13 protein-coding genes, 1 tRNA gene and 1 pseudogene are annotated in these 19,273 nt (G+C 44.2%); 11 read left to right on the plus strand and 4 right to left on the minus strand.

Features of this window, described 5'->3' with window-relative positions; translation table 11 throughout:
- Together EDC63_RS00005 and EDC63_RS00010 are read left to right on the plus strand one after the other, a co-directional pair.
- Positions 1-81, plus strand: a pseudogene (locus EDC63_RS00005) (IS1595 family transposase); the annotation flags it as partial.
- Positions 82-101: 20 nt separating this feature from the next.
- Positions 102-677, plus strand: coding sequence for an N-acyl amino acid synthase FeeM domain-containing protein (locus EDC63_RS00010; protein ID WP_399166205.1), 576 nt, complete (start codon positions 102-104; stop codon positions 675-677).
- 194 nt (positions 678-871) lie between these two features.
- Here the strand turns inward: EDC63_RS00010 and EDC63_RS00015 are convergent, their stop codons facing one another.
- From EDC63_RS00015 to EDC63_RS00030, 4 genes are all read right to left on the minus strand, one after another.
- Positions 872-1,375 (minus strand): hypothetical protein, encoded by a 504-nt coding sequence (locus EDC63_RS00015; protein ID WP_124947972.1) that lies wholly within the window; start codon positions 1,373-1,375, stop codon positions 872-874.
- 365 nt (positions 1,376-1,740) lie between these two features.
- Positions 1,741-2,079: a zinc ribbon domain-containing protein YjdM gene (locus EDC63_RS00020; protein ID WP_124947971.1), complete on the minus strand. Its 339-nt coding sequence runs from the start codon at positions 2,077-2,079 to the stop codon at positions 1,741-1,743.
- Between the two features lie 120 nt (positions 2,080-2,199).
- Positions 2,200-2,275 (minus strand) — tRNA-Asn (locus EDC63_RS00025).
- 600 nt (positions 2,276-2,875) lie between these two features.
- Positions 2,876-4,069 carry a pyridoxal phosphate-dependent aminotransferase gene (locus EDC63_RS00030; RefSeq protein ID WP_132920852.1) on the minus strand — a complete coding sequence of 398 codons (1,194 nt, stop codon included), beginning with the start codon at positions 4,067-4,069 and terminating at the stop codon, positions 2,876-2,878.
- Between the two features lie 82 nt (positions 4,070-4,151).
- Between EDC63_RS00030 and uvrB the strand changes: the two genes are divergently transcribed.
- From uvrB to EDC63_RS00075, 9 genes are all read left to right on the plus strand, one after another.
- The gene (gene uvrB / locus EDC63_RS00035; RefSeq protein ID WP_124947970.1) at positions 4,152-6,179 is read left to right on the plus strand and encodes an excinuclease ABC subunit UvrB; all 2,028 of its coding nucleotides are present in this window, start codon (positions 4,152-4,154) and stop codon (positions 6,177-6,179) included.
- Positions 6,180-6,341: 162 nt separating this feature from the next.
- The gene (locus tag EDC63_RS00040; protein WP_223248463.1) at positions 6,342-8,585 is read left to right on the plus strand and encodes a putative bifunctional diguanylate cyclase/phosphodiesterase; all 2,244 of its coding nucleotides are present in this window, start codon (positions 6,342-6,344) and stop codon (positions 8,583-8,585) included.
- 385 nt (positions 8,586-8,970) lie between these two features.
- Complete coding sequence (locus EDC63_RS00045) at positions 8,971-9,543, plus strand: MarR family transcriptional regulator (protein ID WP_124947969.1); 573 nt, start codon at positions 8,971-8,973, stop codon at positions 9,541-9,543.
- Positions 9,544-9,601: 58 nt separating this feature from the next.
- Positions 9,602-11,092, plus strand: coding sequence for an efflux transporter outer membrane subunit (locus tag EDC63_RS00050; protein ID WP_223272261.1), 1,491 nt, complete (start codon positions 9,602-9,604; stop codon positions 11,090-11,092).
- Between the two features lie 59 nt (positions 11,093-11,151).
- Positions 11,152-12,294, plus strand: coding sequence for an efflux RND transporter periplasmic adaptor subunit (locus EDC63_RS00055; protein WP_124947968.1), 1,143 nt, complete (start codon positions 11,152-11,154; stop codon positions 12,292-12,294).
- On the plus strand, positions 12,291-15,404 hold the full coding sequence (locus tag EDC63_RS00060; protein ID WP_223248462.1) for an efflux RND transporter permease subunit: 3,114 nt from the start codon (positions 12,291-12,293) through the stop codon (positions 15,402-15,404). Before EDC63_RS00055 ends, EDC63_RS00060 begins: the two co-directional genes overlap by 4 nt.
- A 171-nt stretch (positions 15,405-15,575) precedes the next feature.
- A complete protein-coding gene (locus EDC63_RS00065) occupies positions 15,576-16,673 on the plus strand; it encodes an NADH:flavin oxidoreductase/NADH oxidase (protein WP_223248461.1) in 1,098 nt (365 codons plus the stop codon).
- Positions 16,674-16,792: 119 nt separating this feature from the next.
- Positions 16,793-18,406: an MFS transporter gene (locus EDC63_RS00070; protein ID WP_124947967.1), complete on the plus strand. Its 1,614-nt coding sequence runs from the start codon at positions 16,793-16,795 to the stop codon at positions 18,404-18,406.
- A 288-nt stretch (positions 18,407-18,694) separates the two neighbouring features.
- On the plus strand, positions 18,695-19,174 hold the full coding sequence (locus EDC63_RS00075; RefSeq protein ID WP_124947966.1) for a low molecular weight protein-tyrosine-phosphatase: 480 nt from the start codon (positions 18,695-18,697) through the stop codon (positions 19,172-19,174).
- The last annotated feature ends 99 nt before the right edge of the window (positions 19,175-19,273 follow it).

Here is a 19,273-nt window from a genome sequence, read left to right on the forward strand (position 1 = left end):
GAAACTGAATATCGCTTTAATCATCGTCGTGATAATCTTTACCTTGGACTACTCAAATTGTTGAGACTAAACCCGCTTTAACTTCCTAAGACCCTAGCTTAATAGAAAATAAATTTTCTTGGCCTGGATATTCAACAACCGACACTAATTTTAAAGGAAAATCAAACCGTATAATTTTAATGGTTGAACATAAGGATAATATTACTGGAACTATTACTTTATGTTTCGATACTCCACTTGGTTTGGATGTAGACGCAACACATAAATCAGACGTAGATCAACTTCGTGTCAATGGTAGAAAATTAGTTGAGATCACGAATTTTGCAACAAAGGGGACTTTCAATAACAAAAGAATAATGGCTTCATTTGCTCATATTGCTTTCATATACGCTCGGTATATTCATGGTTGCACTGACTTTGTAATCGAAGTTAAACCTAGCTCACATTATTACGAAAAAATGCTGGAGTTTAGACGTTGTAGTAAAGAAAAGTTATGTACATGGAGAAAAAAAGATGAGATGTCGGTATTGCTTTGTTTGGATCTAGATCATATGGGTAAGCAAATTGGGAAATTTGGCGGCTCACTTCAACCACCTCCAGGTGAAAAAAGCTTGTATCCATACTTTTTTTCTAAGCAAGATGAGATTGGAATAACAAATCGACTAAAGCAAGGCTGATATCGCGTAAAAAAATTTCTGCAGTGGCAAGCATAAATCTAGCCAAGGGATGACTGTTGAGCTTGGTTTTAGGGTATCTCACTTAAAGGTGGTGTTACGGTAGCGGGTTCTGGAAAGCTGCGGAAGTAGTGCTTAAGAAAAGCTGAAAATTTCAGGGGGGACAGGGAAGTTCTTATGAAAGAGTTGGTCAAATGTTATATCCGCGTCAAACAAATAGAACCCATAGCAATATGACCTGCCTTGATGTGATCTTCAGCTATCCAATATCCAGAAATGTCACCTAGCCCAGGAACTCGGAGAAGTAGCAACCCATACCACTCTTGAGCATTTCGAATATCATGCACATGATAGGTTATGTAAGCGACCCCATTCATAAATACGCCGTCACCGGTAAGTTCTGCATCAGATATGATAACTTCTCCAGTAGTCATAGTCGCATTGAGAATTGCAGAAAGTCTTATTTTGTTTTTACCTAAATTTATTGTTGCTTTGGAAATGTCGTAACCGTACCCACTTTCATCCTTAGCAATGCTTCCGTCTGGGAGAATTGCAAAAATCTCGCTTGCGGTACCTTTTGTACGTATTACTTTGGAGTTACGCCAGAAAGGTAGACCGTATTTTGTGATTAGGGCGGTTAATATCGCACTGATGATAGTACACGCACCTGCAATTAAGGCAACGAAAATTGGTTGGGACATGTGGTCACTCCATATGCGATTGTGTAGGGGGATGCTACATGGCTAATAATTATATTTATGGCGCCAATTATGCTTGCGTAATGAACTGATATGCAAGTGCTTTTTTATTTTTAGGCTCTTTTACGCAGGTAGCTTGGAAGAGTTACTTTGAGTGTCGTATCCAAGGCTGTCGTACTTTTTTGTAGTGGTTTTTATTGATGTTATATTTTTTAAATTTTATTTAGAGGAGCAACTTGACATTGAACATATATTATAATAAATAAAGGCATTTTTTTATGTCGAGATCTTCAAAAAGCAAAAAGCCACCCCGAAAGATGGCCATGTTGCTTAAAGAGTATTCTGGCTTCCTGATGTAACGCGTAACTCTACGCCTTCTTCACGAATTCGGATTTCAGCTGCATCGCGCCAATTCCGTCGATCTTGCAGTCGATGTCGTGATCTCCTTCCACCAGGCGGATGTTCTTTACCTTCGTTCCAACTTTGACTACCAAGGTCGATCCTTTGACCTTCAGATCCTTGATCACCACCACGGTGTCGCCGCTCTTGAGTTCATTCCCATTGGCATCGCGGACTATATTCAAGTCATTAGAGCCCTCCGCTATCACCTTTGGCCACTCGTGGGCACATTCCGGGCAAACGAACATGAGACCGTCTTCGTAGGTGTATGCCGAGTTGCATTTAGGGCATTGAGGTAAAGTACTCATGGGATGTCTCCTTTGTTAGTGATTGTATATGGCTCAGTGCTCTATATCGAGATATTGAGTAGTTTATACGGATCACTAGAAATGAAAAAAGCCCTGCATTTCTGCAAGGCTTTATATCTGTGGCTCCCCGACCTGGACTCGAACCAGGGACCTGCGGATTAACAGTCCGTCGCTCTACCAACTGAGCTATCAGGGAACAGTGAAGGTGCGTATATTAACGGTTTGAGGGTTGCTGGTCAACAAAAAAGAGCAAGAAATATACGATATTTTATATGAAATGATTTAACCGGTTGCTTTATATTGTGCTTTTTTGTTCCGGAATTTGTGATCTTTAAATTATTTTTGGGTTTGGGTAAGTCAAAAAGTAACCTGATTATCAATCATTCTCAGCCAAATAACGAGGATAGGTTTGCAGTTCATTATTAACAACACGTTGGCGTGTTTACAAAGTTGTTTATGCAACTGTGTGCATTAACCGCAGAGACGCAGAGGCGCTGAGCTGATGTGCCATAACATAATAAATATGTGATGTTTTATTGCAGGGGAGGCGGTTTACTTTCACAAAGCATTGTATTTCTCCGCGCCTCAGCGCCTCTGCGGTTAAAACTGAGTTTTCTGGATTTTCAGAAATTCCAAAATGGGTAAGAACTATCAATGTAGCTGAGCTTTCTTGCTAATCAGGAAAAGAAATGGAGTGCATGATTTGATAGAGTGAGCTTTATCCAAATTTTTCGTATTGGAAAAAGCCCCGACCTTCAAATAAAGGCCGGGATTAAAGAAGAGTTGTTTAAATTCTTTAATCGAGTGTTTTGTGCAGGCGTTCCAATGCAGCTTTCAGATTTTCCATCGAAGTGGCAAAAGACAGGCGGATATAACCTTCACTTCCAAATGCTGATCCGGGCACTACGGCTACGCCTGCATGCTCTAACAGATATTCGCCTAGTGCTACATCTGTTTTTTCCGGGATGGCATTTCGGGCATGCAATTTTTCTATTGCCTTGCGCACATCAGGGAATGCGTAAAATGCGCCACCACTAGGCAGGCAATTTACACCTGGAATGCTGTTTAATGCCTCCACGACAAACAGGTGACGTTCCTTAAATGCTTCTAACATCGGTGTTATGCAAGACTGGTCGCCGTTCAGTGCCGCTTCTGCTGCAACTTGGGAGATGGAGGTTGGGTTTGAAGTGCTTTGTGATTGCACGTTTTCCATGGCGGTGATGATGTTTTCCGGCCCAGCTGCATAGCCGATTCGCCAGCCTGTCATTGCGTAGGCTTTGGAGACACCATTTAATACCATGGTGCGTGGATATAAATCCGGGCAGGCATTCAGAATGTTGACGAAAGGTTCGTCGGACAGGCGAATATGCTCGTACATATCATCTGTTGCAATGAGTACGTGCGGGTGGCTGCGCAGTATGTCGCCCAGTGCTGTTAATTCATCAATTGTATATACCGCGCCGCTTGGGTTGCTTGGGCTGTTTAATACTACCAGTTTGGTTTTGGGCGTGATTGCCGTTTGTAGCTGCTGGGGTGTTATTTTAAATTTTTGCTCAATACCCGCTTCAATGATCACCGGCTTGCCATCGGCCAAAATGACAATATCCGGATAGGAAACCCAATAGGGGGCGGGAATGATAACTTCGTCGCCTGAATTAATGACGGCTTGAACCAGATTGAAGAAGCTTTGTTTGCCTCCACATGAAACCAGTACTTGTTTTGCAGTATATTCCAGGCCGTTATCACGCTTGAATTTGGTAATAATGGCCTGTTTGAGTGAGGGCGTGCCTGAAACTGCTGTATATTTGGTGAATCCACGATTGATCGCGTCTATTGCAGCATCTTTGATATGCTGGGGCGTATCAAAATCGGGTTCGCCGGCACCAAGCCCTATAATGTCTTTACCTTCAGCCTTAAGCTTGGCGGCTCTTGCCGTTACGGCCAGAGTGGGGGAGGGTTTGATTGCCTGAACACGCTGAGAGAGTTCCAAAATCCTGTCCTTATGATTCCCCATTAGCAGCGTTTGGCTGCATGGTATAATTTAAAGTTGTTAAAGAGGTGTGATTTTACCTGTGATTGTTACTTTTCCCAATAGTCCTTATAAACTTCATCAACCTTTTTTGCCCGCGGGCGATCAAACGAACGCGATTGCGCAACTGGTTGAAGGAATAAATGATGGTCTGGCTTTTCAGACGCTGCTTGGTGTGACGGGCTCAGGCAAGACTTATACAGTCGCAAACGTGATTGCTCGGCTGGGGCGTCCGGCTATTGTCATGGCTCCCAATAAAACGCTGGCTGCTCAATTGTATTCCGAAATGCGCGAATTTTTCCCTGAAAATTCGGTGGAATATTTTGTCTCTTACTATGATTATTATCAACCAGAGGCTTATGTGCCTTCGCGTGACATGTTCATCGAAAAAGATTCGGCTATAAATGAACATATTGAGCAGATGCGTCTTTCGGCAACTAAAGCTTTGCTGGAGCGTAATGATAGCGTGATCGTGGCGACAGTGTCAGCGATTTACGGTATTGGTAATCCTGTGGATTATCATGGCATGATTCTGCACCTGAATCAAGGCGATAAGCTGCCTCAGCGCGATGCAATCAAACGACTCACTGAAATGCAATACGATCGTAACGATATTGAGTTTTCTCGTGGGATTTTCCGGGTGCGTGGGGATGTGCTCGATATATATCCGGCGGAAAGCGCTGAAACGGCTGTACGAGTGAGTTTGTTTGACGACGAAGTAGAAAGTATTTCTTTGTTCGACCCGCTGACTGGGCATATTCTGAAAAAAATCTCACGTTACACAGTTTACCCTTCCAGCCATTATGTCACACCGCGCAGTACTGTATTACGTGCTATTGAAAAAATTAAAGTGGAATTGCGAGAGCGTATTTCATTTTTTCAAAAAAATATGAAACTTGTGGAAGCTCAGCGTATTGAGCAGCGGACCCGTTTTGATTTGGAAATGCTGCATGAAACCGGATTTTGTAAGGGGATTGAAAATTACTCCCGACATATTTCTGGTCGCAATCCAGGGGATCCCCCTCCAACATTGATCGATTATTTGCCTCCAAACGCATTGATGTTTATCGATGAGAGCCATGTCACAATTCCCCAGATTGGTGGCATGTATAAAGGTGACCGGGCAAGGAAAGAAAATCTGGTGGATTATGGTTTTCGACTGCCAAGCGCATTGGATAATCGTCCGTTGCGATTTGATGAGTTTGAGAAAGTGATGCGTCAGGCCGTCTTTGTTTCTGCGACACCCGCTACTTATGAGGCGGAGCATGCGGGACAGATAGTGGAGCAGGTTGTACGTCCAACAGGTCTGGTTGACCCGGTTATTGATGTTCGTCCTGCTACTACGCAGGTTGATGATTTATTGTCAGAAATTAATTTGAGGGTAGAGAAGGGCGAACGAGTACTTGTGACTACCCTGACTAAACGTATGTCTGAGGATTTGGCCGACTACCTGTCAGATCATGGCGTCAAGACGCGTTATTTGCATTCTGATATTGATACAGTGGAACGGGTGGAAATTATTCGTGATTTACGTCTGGGTGTATTCGACGCGCTCATCGGTATTAACCTGTTAAGGGAAGGGCTGGATATTCCCGAAGTGTCGTTAGTGGCCATTCTGGATGCTGATAAAGAAGGTTTTTTACGATCCGAGCGCGCACTTATTCAAACGATTGGCCGGGCTGCACGCCATCTTAATGGGACTGCAATTTTATATGCAGACAAGATTACTAAATCCATGCGTTTTGCTATCGATGAAACAGAACGTAGGCGAAACAAACAAATTGCGCACAATATCGAACATGGCATCACGCCTAAAGGGGTGGTCAAGCGAATCAAGGATATGATTGATGGGGTTTACGATATTGAAACCGCGCAAAGAGAATTGAAAGTCGCGCAGGAACGTGCCGGCTATGAGCGTTTGTCTGAAAAGCAATTGACCAAAGAATTGAAACGACTTGAAAAAGAAATGCAACAGTGTGCAAAAAATCTGGAGTTCGAACGTGCCGCTCACCTTCGCGACCAACTGAAAGATTTGAAGCAACTTTTGTTTGGCGTGCCCGAGCATGAATAAAGAAGCAGGATCCCGGATAGTGACAACTGGAAAATAGACTGCTTCAAAAAAATTACTCCTTATCTTACCTCTATATGGGTTAATTTTAACCCTTGTCTTTATGGGGCTAATAGCTTACGATGTAAAGTTATTTTTCTTGAAAATTTTACACAGTAAAACATAATGATAGGAACAGATCAATCGCCTTTTTCTCATGCGGGAATCAATACGGCTGGAAAGCAGCTTAAAATGAATGAAGCATTCAACTCGTTTTTGCAAATTGTTGATGCAGAACTCAAATTGCTGGCGCAATACCGCCCAGTATTGGAGGAAAGCGCAGATTCATTTGTTGAGACTTTTTACAAGTATTTACGTGAATTTCCAGCCACTGCAGAAGTACTGTCCGATTATCAGGCAGGAGGGGGACTACTTTTTAAACTTGCAACCAAGCAGTCAAAGCATTTCAAAGATCTGTTAAGTGGTGATATTGGAGCAGAGTCGGCTGATAGGCTATTGCATATCGGTCATGTCCATTATCGTTATAAAATTGAACCGGTATGGATGATGGGCGCCTACCAGCTTTACCTTGAGCATCTGCGTCAGGTCTTGGCTTCCAATCCAAAAATAGAGAGCGATGACCATAGCCTTCTTGAAAGTGTGCTTATCAAGCTTCTGTTCCGGGACATGGGGCTAATGATGGAAGGATACTGGGGCGCAGCAATGGCTCTGGTGCAAGAAGAAAAAAAGAAAGTTGAAGATTTGCAGTCACAAGTGACCAATCTTCTTGCAAATACACCGCAGGTGCTGTGGTCAGTGGATGTGAAAAATAACCTGCCACTTTACGTAAGTCCAACAACAATTAAAATTTGTAAGCTGGATATTGAATTGCCTATTCCCTGCATGGGCTGGACCCATCCTGAAGATCGTGAAACGGTCTTGATGGCTTGGGAAGAGGCACTGAGTGGAACACGGGTTGAGGTGGAAAGCCGGGTGCAAGAACCGGGTGGAGACCCGCGCTGGTTTCGTCGTGTTTTCAGTCCATTTGTGGATGCAGATGGCAATGTGACCAGAATTGATGGTCTGATGGACGATACCACTGAATCCAAGAAAACCATAGAACGGCTTCATATTTTAGCCACCACAGATAGTCTTACCGGCTTGCCTAATCGCTCTTTGCTAAATGACCGATTAAATCGATCGATAGCTACAGCTCAGCGAGATGGCAACATGCAGGTAGCGCTGATATTGCTGGATCTGGATCATTTTAAAGAGATAAATGACACTTTAGGCCATCCTGCAGGAGATGAAATTTTGCGCCAGGTGGGTAAACGTCTGACGTCTTTATTACGGGAAAGCGATACGCTGGCGCGCTTGGGTGGCGATGAGTTTGCCGTGCTGCTGCCAGAAGTGAGAAATGGGCAGGAATCGGCGCAAAAGGTCGTGCAGACCATTCTTGATAGTTTCATAGAACCGTTCTGGTATCAAAATAACGAATTGTATTTAGGGGCCGGGATTGGTATTTCTCTCTTTCCTGATAATGGGGAGGATGCAAGCGCCTTGATGAGCCGCGCAGATGTTGCAATGTACAGTGCCAAGCATAAAGATATCGGCTATTTGTTTTATGATCCCAAGACAGACCCTCATACTCAGGAAAGACTTCAACTTAATTCTGATCTGAGACATGCCCTTGAACGTGATGAACTTGTACTTTATTACCAGCCGCAGATCAATATCCGGACAGGTAAGATTATCGGAGTAGAGGCACTGATTCGCTGGCAACACCCTGAACTGGGGTTGCTCTTGCCAGATCAATTTATTCCTTTTGCTGAGCGCAGTGGACTGATTCATCCATTGACGGACTGGGTCATTGTCACTGCGTTAAGGCAATGTAAGAAATGGCAATTCGCTGGACATGATCTTCGCATTGCAATCAATGTTTCGGCTCGTTCTTTTCAGGATCGGAAGCTTGTTGCTAGGCTGGAAGAGTTGTTAAGTGCAGGTGAAACCTGTTTGCCGGCAGGGCATATTGAAATTGAGATCACTGAAAATATTCTCATGTCTGATATTGAGCACGGTGCAATTGTATTGCAGCAGCTACGGGAACTGGGTATTTCGGTTGCAATAGACGATTTTGGCACAGGGTACTCCTCTCTTGCTTATCTAAAAAAATTGCCTATACATAGCATGAAAGTGGATAAATCATTTGTTATGAATATGGCTGAAGATGAGAGCGATACAGCAATCGTGCTTTCAACGATTGATCTTGCACATAACCTGGGATTTAGTATTGTGGCTGAAGGCGTGGAAAATAAGGGGACGCTTGATATTCTTAACAAGCTAGGCTGCGACTATGCCCAAGGGTTTCATATTAGTCATCCACTTTCGGTTGATATGCTGGAAAAATTACTGGATCAATCTGAAAGTTAAAAACAATCTGATTGCTAGTATTTCAGTGGTCTACTATTTCCGGTTACTAAATCAAGCTTTTCTTTGGTTGCTTCAGGCAATATCCCACCGTTAAAAGCATGCGTGTGCCATCTGATGTAGCAAACCATCAGGTACTGGCTGATAATATTTCTGTCTTCGCCTTTTGATGGATACCTAGCACTGGTATCTATTCACTCGTTATACACCTGAAAATTTGTTCCATCTGATTATTTTTTGAAGATCGAATCATGCTAATTCATTTTGTCAGTTGAATTAGCAAGTAAACACCACACATCCAAAAATTTGATTGCGAAGTAAATTATGTTGACGGTAAATAGTAACGTACGTTACTATTTCTCTAGTTATCATTTTATTTGTTCAATATATGGTTAAAGAATGCCTAAATGCGTTTGAAGAACGTTTAGATGCGATTGATAGGCAAATATCAGGTCAGCCTCGTCAAGAAGTGATGCTGTCTCGTATGCAGTTTCTTATATTTCAGAAACTGAATGCCTTAATAAATGAGAACCTGCAACCTTATGGTATTAACGACACTATCTGGGTTGCACTCATCATGCTGTACTCCAGCCCGAATCGATCTATATACCCCAGCGATTTGAGCCATGTCGTTGTATCTTCGCGCACTAATATCACTCGATTTGCCGATGAAATGGTTAAAAAGGGCTGGGTAAGCAGAAGAGAGCACGAAGCTGACAGACGTAAGATTGTTTTGACCTTGACTGATGCAGGGATTGAACTGGTTGAATCCATCATGCCCAAACAATGGGCGGTTTATCATGCAATATGGGAAGGCTTTAGTGCTGCAGAGAAAAATAATATGGAATCCATGCAGAATAAACTGCTTGATTCAATAACAAATTTCAAAGGCTTTTCAAAGCCAGATAGTGAAAATACGGTTACTACAAATGGCATTCTCAAATCCAAGCATCAGAAATGAAATCACGCATATGACTCTTTATTCTGACAATACAAAATGGCTACCTAGATTAAACATCTTGGCGTTGTTGGTGCCTACCACCATGCTGTTTGGCTGCGCTAGTGTAGGGCCGGATTTCATTCAACCCGAACCGCCGGCTGATAATGGTTACAATGTGAAAAAGCTGCCAGAACATACCGTTTCTGCACCTGGTGCGCGTATGGGTGAAATGCAAAATTTTGCAATTGGCAAGAAAGTGCCGGAAACATGGTGGCAAAATTTTGGCTCTTCCAAGCTCAATGCATTTGTTGATCAGGCATTACATGCCAGCCCTTCGTTAGCCGCGGCGCAAGCGACATTGCTTCAGGCACAACAAACCTATGCTGCGCAATCTGGTTCCAGCCAGTATCCGCAAGTGAATGCCAAGTTAGGCGCTCAGCGACAGGGTACCAATAATTCAGGTATGGGTCTTGCGGGTGGTGATCGGGTTTTTGAGCTATACAACGCTGGGGTAGCGGTTAGCTACAATCTTGACCTTTTCGGTGGTAATAAGCGCGCACTTGAAAGCTATGCGGCACAAATTGATTATCAGCATTACCAACTTGAAGGCGCACGGTTGACACTTGCTGCAAATGTTGTCACAGCTGCAATGATGCAAGCGCAATATGCTGCCCAAATCCTTGCCAGCAACGCAATATTGGCTGCTCAGCAGAGCCAGCTGGACATTACCCGGAAGCGTGTCAAATTGGGTGCTGTTTCACGTAGTGATGAGCTTTCTTTGCAGACGCAGGTCGAACAGACACGAGCTGGTATTCCTACCCTGCGCAATAAGCTGGAGCAGACTAATCATTTACTTGCTGTGTTAGCTGGTCAGGCACCTGGCGCAACTGAAATACCGCAATTCCATTTGGAGGATTTCAGTCTTCCGACAGAATTGCCAGTAGTTGTTCCATCTGAACTGGTACGTCAACGCCCGGATATTCAGGCATCAGAAGCGTTGCTGCATGTAGCAAGTGCACAATATGGGGTGGCAATATCGAATGGTTATCCTCAAATCAACTTGACTGCAAACTTGGGTTCGCAGGCGTTGACGGCTTCCAGCCTTTTTGGTGCCGGATCATTAGTATGGGGATTGGCTGGTCAGATTGCGCAACCATTATTTAATGCAGGACTTAAAGCTGGAGTTAAGTCGGCTGAGGCCGGTTTCGATGCGGCTGCGGCAAATTATCGTCAGACGGTATTGCAAGCTTTGCGGAATGTGGCTGATGTGCTAAGAACGCTGGATAACGATGCTCAAACTATGCAAGCTCAAGTTGCTGCCAATGAAGCGGCACAATCTGCACTCAACCTCATTCAACAACAATATCAACTAGGTGGTTTGAGCTATCTGCAGCTACTCAGCGCGCAACAGCAAACGCAGCAAACACGTATAAATTTGATTGCGGCTCAGATTCAACGTTTGACAGATACAGCGGCTCTTTACCAAGCTATGGGTGGTGGCTGGGTAGCAGGTGATAGCCATGCCAAACCTGTCGATATACCAAAATCCGCCGACACTGCAGTTAATTAAACGCAGTTGTTTAAAACAACCACAACTTTTGAATCACACTTGATGCACGGAGTATTTTTATGACTAAGGGAACGACCAAGCGCATGACCATTATGTTGCTTCTTACTGCATTGGTATTTGGCGGTATTTATGGTTTTCAGCAGTTCCGCAACAAAATGATACAACAAGCAATCAAAGGGAAAGGCATGCCACCGCAAGCGGTGTCAACAATAGTCGCAGAAATTTCCGCATGGCAGCCTAATGTTGAAGCGGTTGGTAATATGCGGTCAGCAAGTGGCACTAATCTAGCCGCCGAGATAGGTGGCCTGGTAACTGGAATCCATTTTGAATCAGGGGAAATGGTCAAGACTGGTCAGCTGTTGGTGGAGCTAAATGCAGCGCCACTTAAGGCACAGCTTGAGCAACTCAAAGCTGCAGTTACGCTTGCTCGACAAAATTATGAACGCGATTTGGCACAGCTAAAAATTCAAGCTGTTAGTCAAGCTACAGTTGATTCAGATATCGCTATGCTAAAAGGCGCGCAAGCGCAGATTGCAACACAGGAGGCTATGCTTGAGCAGAAATTCATACGAGCGCCTTTTGCAGGTCGTTTAGGCATACGGCAGATAGATTTAGGTCAATTTCTTTCAGCAGGTGCACCCATTGTTAACCTGCAAAAGCTGGACCCTATGTATTTGGATTTCACTGTGCCCCAAGCACAAATTGATCTGATCCATGTAGGCAATAAGATCACAATCAATACCAGCGCTTTGCCAGGTAAAACGTTTGTAGGCCACATTTCAGCAATAGAGCCTCAAGTAGATACCGCTACTCGTAATCTTAAAGTTCGCGCAAAAATTCCTAACCCAAAGGGGGAATTGCTCCCAGGATTATTTGCAACCGCAAAAGTAGATGAAGGCGGCAAACGGGAATATATTACATTGCCTAATTCTGCAATTGCTTACAACCCTTATGGCAGCACAGTGTTTATCGTTAAAGATAAAGGAAAAGACGCTGACAACAAACCTAAGCTATCTGTTGAACAACGATTTGTAACAACGGGCTTAACGCGTGGTGATCAGGTGGCAATTCTTACTGGAATAAAAGCTGGAGAAGTGGTGGTAACTGCCGGTCAGTTAAAGTTACGTAATGGCGCGCCTGTATTTATTAATAACAGTGTGCAACCAGCAAATAACCCCAATCCAGAGGTAAAAGACGAATGAGCAATGCTGCTGGCGCCATGATGCGAAAATTCACTGATATCTTTGTTGAACGCCCGGTGCTTGCATCGGTTATCAGTTTGGTCATATTGGTGCTTGGTTTACGGTCCATAGGCCTTCTGCCCGTACTGCAATTTCCGTATACCCAAAACGCAGTAGTGACCGCTACCACTGCTTATCCTGGCGCTGATGCTAATCTGGTGGCAAGTTTTATTACTACGCCTTTGGAAAACGCTGTATCTCAGGCTAATGGTATTGATTACATGACTTCCAGCAGTGTTCAAGGGGTGAGCACCATCACTGCAAATTTGCGTTTAAATTATGATCATGACAAAGCGTTAACTGAAATAAATACAAAGATTAACGCTGTACTTAATCAGATGCCTCCACAGGCGCAAAAACCGACACTCTCTGTGAGTATTGGTCAGACTATTGACGCTATGTATATCGGTTTTTATAGCGATGTACTTAAACCTAATCAGGTGACCGATTATCTTGTTCGTTCTGTGCAACCAAAATTGCAGGCGATTGATGGTGTGCAGACTGCAGAGCTATTAGGCGCAAAAAACTTTGCCCTGCGTGCTTGGCTTGATCCACAAAAATTGGCTGCAGTTAGTCTTACCGCAGCAGATGTTTATACTGCGTTAGCAGCGAATAATTACTTGTCTTCCAGTGGGCAATCCAAAGGGCAGATGGTACAGATTAATCTGAATGCCTCAACTGCTCTGCATTCCGTTGAATCATTCAAACAAATGATCATCAAGCAAAAGGATAATTCAATTGTGCGTTTGTCCGATGTGGCAAATGTGACTTTAGGTGCTGATGATTATGACTCGAGTGTAGCTTTTGATGGCAGGAAAGCCGTTTATGTGGGTATTCAGGTTGCGCCGGGGGCAAACTTGCTGGATGTGGTTGCCCGTGTTCGTAAGGCCATGCCGGAAGTTGAATCGCAATTACCACAAGGTTTAAATAGCAATATTGTTTATGACTCAACCAAATTCGTAAATTCATCAATAGATGAAGTGGTTAAAACCTTAGTAGAAGCTATTCTTATCGTGACGGTGGTTGTTTTTGTTTTTCTGGGTTCTCTGCGTTCGGTGCTGATACCCGTTATTGCAATTCCACTATCCCTAATTGGGACTTTCACGATTATGCTCGCACTAGGTTACTCCATTAATCTGCTTACGTTACTGGCGTTGGTGCTTGCTATTGGTTTGGTGGTGGATGATGCCATTATTGTTGTGGAAAATGTCAGCCGTCATTTGGAAGCAGGGCTTTCACCATTCGATTCTGCTGTTAAAGCTGCACGTGAACTATCTAGTCCGATTATCGCGATGACTATCGTGCTGATAGCAGTTTATGTGCCTATTGGGTTCATGAGTGGTCTTACTGGGGCGTTGTTTACAGAGTTTGCATTTACATTGGTTGGCGCTGTGACTATGTCTGCAATTATTGCATTGACGCTTTCACCCATGATGTGTTCGCGTATGTTGCGCGCACCCAAACTTGAAGGCGGCAATTGGCAAGATCATCTGGTAATCTGGCTGGATAAGAAATTTGAACGATTGCATGTGCAGTACGAGAAAAGATTACATGGTGTGCTAAATTATGTATCAGTAATTGCCGTATTCGCTTTATTGGTGCTGGGCGGTATCTATTTTCTATATACTACTTCAATGACAGAACTGGCACCTCAAGAAGATCAGGGCGTTTTGATTTCGGCTTCTTTTAACGCTCCAGATGCCACACTTAAGCAACGTGAAAGTTATGGAAATCAGATCCATGATACGTTCAAGAAATTCCCTGAAACGGATCATATATTTCAGTTAAATATGCCGACCCAAGCGATTTCCGGAATGGTGCTTAAGCCGTGGAATGAACGTACTAGAACCTCAAATCAGTTACAACCTGAATTGCAAAAGGATCTTGGCAAAATTGCAGGTTCACAGAACGCGATTTTTCAGCCTCCACCATTACCTGGTGCGCGCGGATTGCCAATACAGTTTGTGATTACGACTACTGAACCTTTTTCCAGGCTTTATGAGGTGTCGCAGAAATTCTTGCAAGATGCGCAGCAAACTGGAGAATTCATATTTATCCAGTCAGATTTACGTATCGACTTGCCCCAGACTTCTGTTGTGATAGATCGCAATCTGGCAGCGCAAATTGGCTTGAACATGCAAGACATTGGCTCAGCATTATCAGCTATGTTAGGCGGCGGTTACGTAAACTATTTTGAGCTCAGTGGTCGCTCCTACAAAGTAATTCCGCAAGTTGCGCAGCGTTTCAGGCTTAATGCAGACCAGCTTAATCAGTATTACCTGCGTACTGCAAGCGGACAAATGGTGCCGTTGTCTTCGGTAGCGCATCTGGAAACCAGTACTCAACCTGAAACGATTAATCATTTTCAGCAGCAAAATATGGCAACCATACAGGGTGTGGCAATGCCAACCATTTCCCAAGGGCAAGCATTGCAACGACTCAAGACCCTGGCTCAGGATACCTTGCCAGCCGGATATAGTTTTGATTACGCAGGGGCTTCACGTCAGTTCACGCAAGAATCAGGAAGTCTGGTACTCACCTTTTTCTTTGCTATCGTGATTATTTTTCTTGCACTGGCAGCTCAGTTCGAAAGCTTTCGAGATCCGATCATTATCCTGGTATCCGTTCCAATGTCGATTGCTGGTGCCCTGATATTTATTAATCTGGGGATAGGTCATGCCACACTTAATATTTACACTGAAGTCGGTTTGGTCACGCTGATAGGACTGGTTTCCAAGCATGGAATCTTAATTGTGGAGTTTGCCAATAATTTGCAAAAAATGGGTGCAAGTAAACGCGAAGCAATTGAAAAAGCGGCAGGTTTGCGCTTGCGTCCAATTTTGATGACAACCGCTGCAATGGTGTTGGGTGTTGTTCCGCTAATTATGGCTAGCGGGGCCGGAGCGGTAAGTCGCTTTAACATGGGTTTAGTTATTGCCAGCGGTTTGTCCATCGGTACATTATTTACCTTGTTTGTCGTACCTGGCGTATACATGATACTCGCAACTGACCATAATCAAGTCACTAATACATCAGATAAAATTGAGAATGATTTCAGTGAGGCAAACTAGTGGAAACTGAGTCCATTTTTTCTAAATGCTTGCTAAAAGGGTGGGTGAAGCAGCTGATTTTTTTAGGTTAACTGACGTGAAGATGGATGTTTAGAGTGTTGAAAATCATCCTTCATAAGCAAGACTTGAGCAGGAATAACCTAACTATAAGACTATCAATGGAAGATAATTATGATAAGTAAATTGTTTTCTCCGATTACCTTGGGCAATCTTGTGTTAGATAACCGAATAGTTATTTCACCCATGTGCCAATACTCTGCTGAGAATGGGCAGGCAACCGACTGGCATCTAATACATCTCGGTCATTTAGCTATGTCTGGCGCAGGTCTGCTGTTCATCGAGGCTACTGCAATTGCGCCGGAAGGCCGTATTTCTGCTGGTGACCTTGGTTTATGGTCCGACTTGACGGAAATGGCGCTTGCCCGTGTCATCCAAGCTGTCCGTCAGTACTCATCTATGCCTATCGCGATCCAATTAGCACACGCTGGACGAAAGGCCTCCACCAAAGTGCCGTGGGAGGGCGGTCAGTCGATCGCAAAGGGGAACGGAGGTTGGCAAACTGTTTCTCCATCAATCTTGCCCTACGCTTCAGGCGACCCCCATCCTCATGCTTTAGATGCCACTGATTTACAGCGAATCTGTCAAGATTTCGTTTCTGCAGCGCAACGTGCGCATCGACTGGGTGTAGATGTTATCGAATTGCATGCGGCACATGGCTATTTGTTACACCAATTACTGTCTCCATTGTCGAATGTCCGTAATGACCAGTTCGGTGGATCGTTGGAGAACCGGATGCGCTTCCCGCTGGAAGTTTTTGAGGCTATTCGCAGTGTTGTTCCGGAAGAAAGTCCAGTGGGAATTCGAATTTCAGCCACGGACTGGGTTGAAGGAGGATGGGACATCGAACAAAGCGTTGTTTTCGTCAAGGAACTGCAACGCCGGGGGTGTACGTTTGTTGATGTTTCGAGTGGCGGGTTGTCGCCTTTACAACAGATCTCAATTGAACCCGGATATCAGGTTCGATTCGCTGAAAAAATCCGGCAAGAAACCGGTTTGACGACGATTGCCGTGGGGCTAATCACCGAGCCGGAACAGGCTGAAACAATCATTGCGACAGGGCAGGCAGACATGGTGGCCCTGGCCAGAGGTATGCTATATGACCCTCGGTGGCCTTGGCATGCTGCTGCAAAGTTGGGGGCCCAAGTGATCGCGCCAAAACAATATTGGCGCTCGCAACCACAAGCATTCAAAACTTTGTTTAAGCAATGAACTGTTAAAGCTCAAAATCCCTCACATTGGAGAGTATCAATTTAAAATATCAAGAGTGTATATTTTCATTGCCTTTGAGCAATATTTTTACAATTGACTATCCCTCTGCCTGAACACCCATGAATGTTCCCACTAGAAATAGTATTTTGTCAGGACCCTGGGCGCCACTCAATCACAGCGTATTTCGTATGTTGTGGATCGCTTCGATTGTCTCCAATATTGGTTCCTGGATGCATGAGGTTGGTGCAGGCTGGCTCATGACCTCACTGGCATCAAGCCCCTTGATGGTGGCGTTGGTGCAAGCGGCCACAACTGCTCCTGTGTTCTTGCTGGCACTGCCATCAGGAGCCCTTGCTGATATCGTTGATCGAAGGCGCTACTTGATTACATCGCAGGTCTGGATGATGGTCATTGCTGGAACGTTAGGTGCACTTACTCTCTGGGGCGTGACAACTGCCCCTATTTTGCTGATCTTTACATTTGCGCTTGGTATAGGCACCGCAATGATGATGCCGGCATGGGGCGCAATGACGCCTGAATTAGTGGAACGTTCCGAACTTCATGCAGCCATTGGGTTGAACACAATCGGAATGAATGTATCCAGATCTGTAGGCCCGGCGCTTGCTGGTTTGATTGTTGCCACTGCTGGACCCGGTATGGTCTTTATCCTGAATGCCATTTCATTTCTTGCCGTCATTGCAGCTTTGAAGAAATGGCAGCGACCGCCGAATTTAAGCGATTTGCCTGCCGAGCGAGTCATAGGAGCGATTCGCTCCGGTTTGCGATATGCACGTCATTCTCCAGATTTGCAAGCGGTGCTCATAAGGGGAGCGGGCTTTTTTATTTTCGCAAGTGCCTCTTGGGCATTGTTACCACTGATCGTTCGGCAAGAGCTGAATAGTGGCCCAGGCACCTATGGGTTGTTTCTGGCTTCATTAGGTGTTGGTGCTATCGCCGGCGCCTTGGTGCTACCTCATATTCATGCCCGCATATCACGAGACAAGATTGTGGCTGGCGCTACCGGGCTATACACCATTGCCATGCTGGCGCTTGCCCATAGCGTAAACGTTTATACAGCCGGGGCGGCAATGGTGATAATAGGTGTTGCATGGATAAGTGTGGTGTCGTCGCTAATGACTTCTGCCCAGACAGCCCTGCCGAGTTGGGTGAGGGCGCGAGGTTTGGCTCTGTTCTGGGTCGTATTCATGGGTGGCATGGCTATGGGTAGCGCACTGTGGGGGCAGGTTGCCACATTGGTGGGTATACCTGACGCACTTACAGCGGCAGCTATCGGAGCTGTTTTTAGCATTGCTGCAACTTGGCGTTTCCAAATAGGACAACATGATGTAGCCGATTTATCACCTTCAATGAGCTGGCCAACATTGATGTTGGCTGATGGTATTGAATGCGATAGGGGGCCAGTAATGGTCACAGTGGAATATCAAATTGATCCAGAAAAAGTTAGAGGATTCATAAAGTTCATGAATCAAATGCGCAGGATTCGACGACGTGATGGCGCTTTCATGTGGGATCTGTTTAAGGATATTGAATATAAAGACCGCATGGTTGAATGTTTTATGGTCGAATCATGGCTAGAACATTTACGTCAGCATGAAAGGTTTACTGTTGCAGATCGTGATGTTATTGAAAAGGTACGTGCCTTTCATCTTGGAAGCGGGCTTCCCAAAGTCACACATTTGGTGGCTATGAGGAAGTCATTGAGTATGAAGTGAGTATGCGTTCTGATGTAGCGTGCATGTTGTTAAGTAACAGGTATTGCATGCAGATCAGCTTATTAGTAATGTCATATAAACGCAGAACTCTTCTGGTTAAACGATCAAAAATTGAATTGGTATAGTAGAGAGCTTATTTCTTGTCCATGTTGGAGTATTTTTAAACATGTTAAAATCAAAGCCTACTCTATTTCGAATTGTACGAATTTGTTGTCCTGAATTTTTGCAATTTGGTTTTCATTTATGCTAATTATTTAAGTATATTGATTTAATAACAAATTGAAAAATATGGAAAAAATAAACGTTTTATTCGTCTGTATGGGCAATATTTGTCGTTCGCCAACTGCAGAGGGTGTATTCAGACATGTTGTTGAAACAGCAGGTTTAAAAGATAGTGTTTTGATTGATTCTGCCGGAACGATCAGCTCACATGTTGGAGATTCACCTGACAGAAGAGCCCAGCAGACAGCTACCCGCCGCGGGTATGATCTGAGCAAGATTCGTGGTCGCAAGGTGTGCCTGGAAGATTTCAATGAATTTGATTTTATATTGGCAATGGACGAAGATAATTTGGCGAATTTGCAACGTATTTGTCCGCAAGAGCATAGCCATAAGTTAAAATTATTTCTTGCGTTCAGCCAAAAATTTCATTGCAAGGAAGTGCCTGATCCTTATTATGGTGGCTCGCAGGGATTTGAAAATGTGCTGGATATGATTGAGGATGGGGCAAAAGGATTGTTGGAAGAGATTGTAGCCCATCGTATATAGTATTTCAAATACACCCTATGTTTTACGCTTGTGAATAAATTAAAAAGCCACAGAACATTATATTCTGTGGCTTTTGTTTTTTACAGCAAGATTAAACAA

Origin of the sequence: Sulfurirhabdus autotrophica (assembly GCF_004346685.1) — a bacterium.
Lineage (GTDB): Bacteria > Pseudomonadota > Gammaproteobacteria > Burkholderiales > SMCO01 > Sulfurirhabdus > Sulfurirhabdus autotrophica.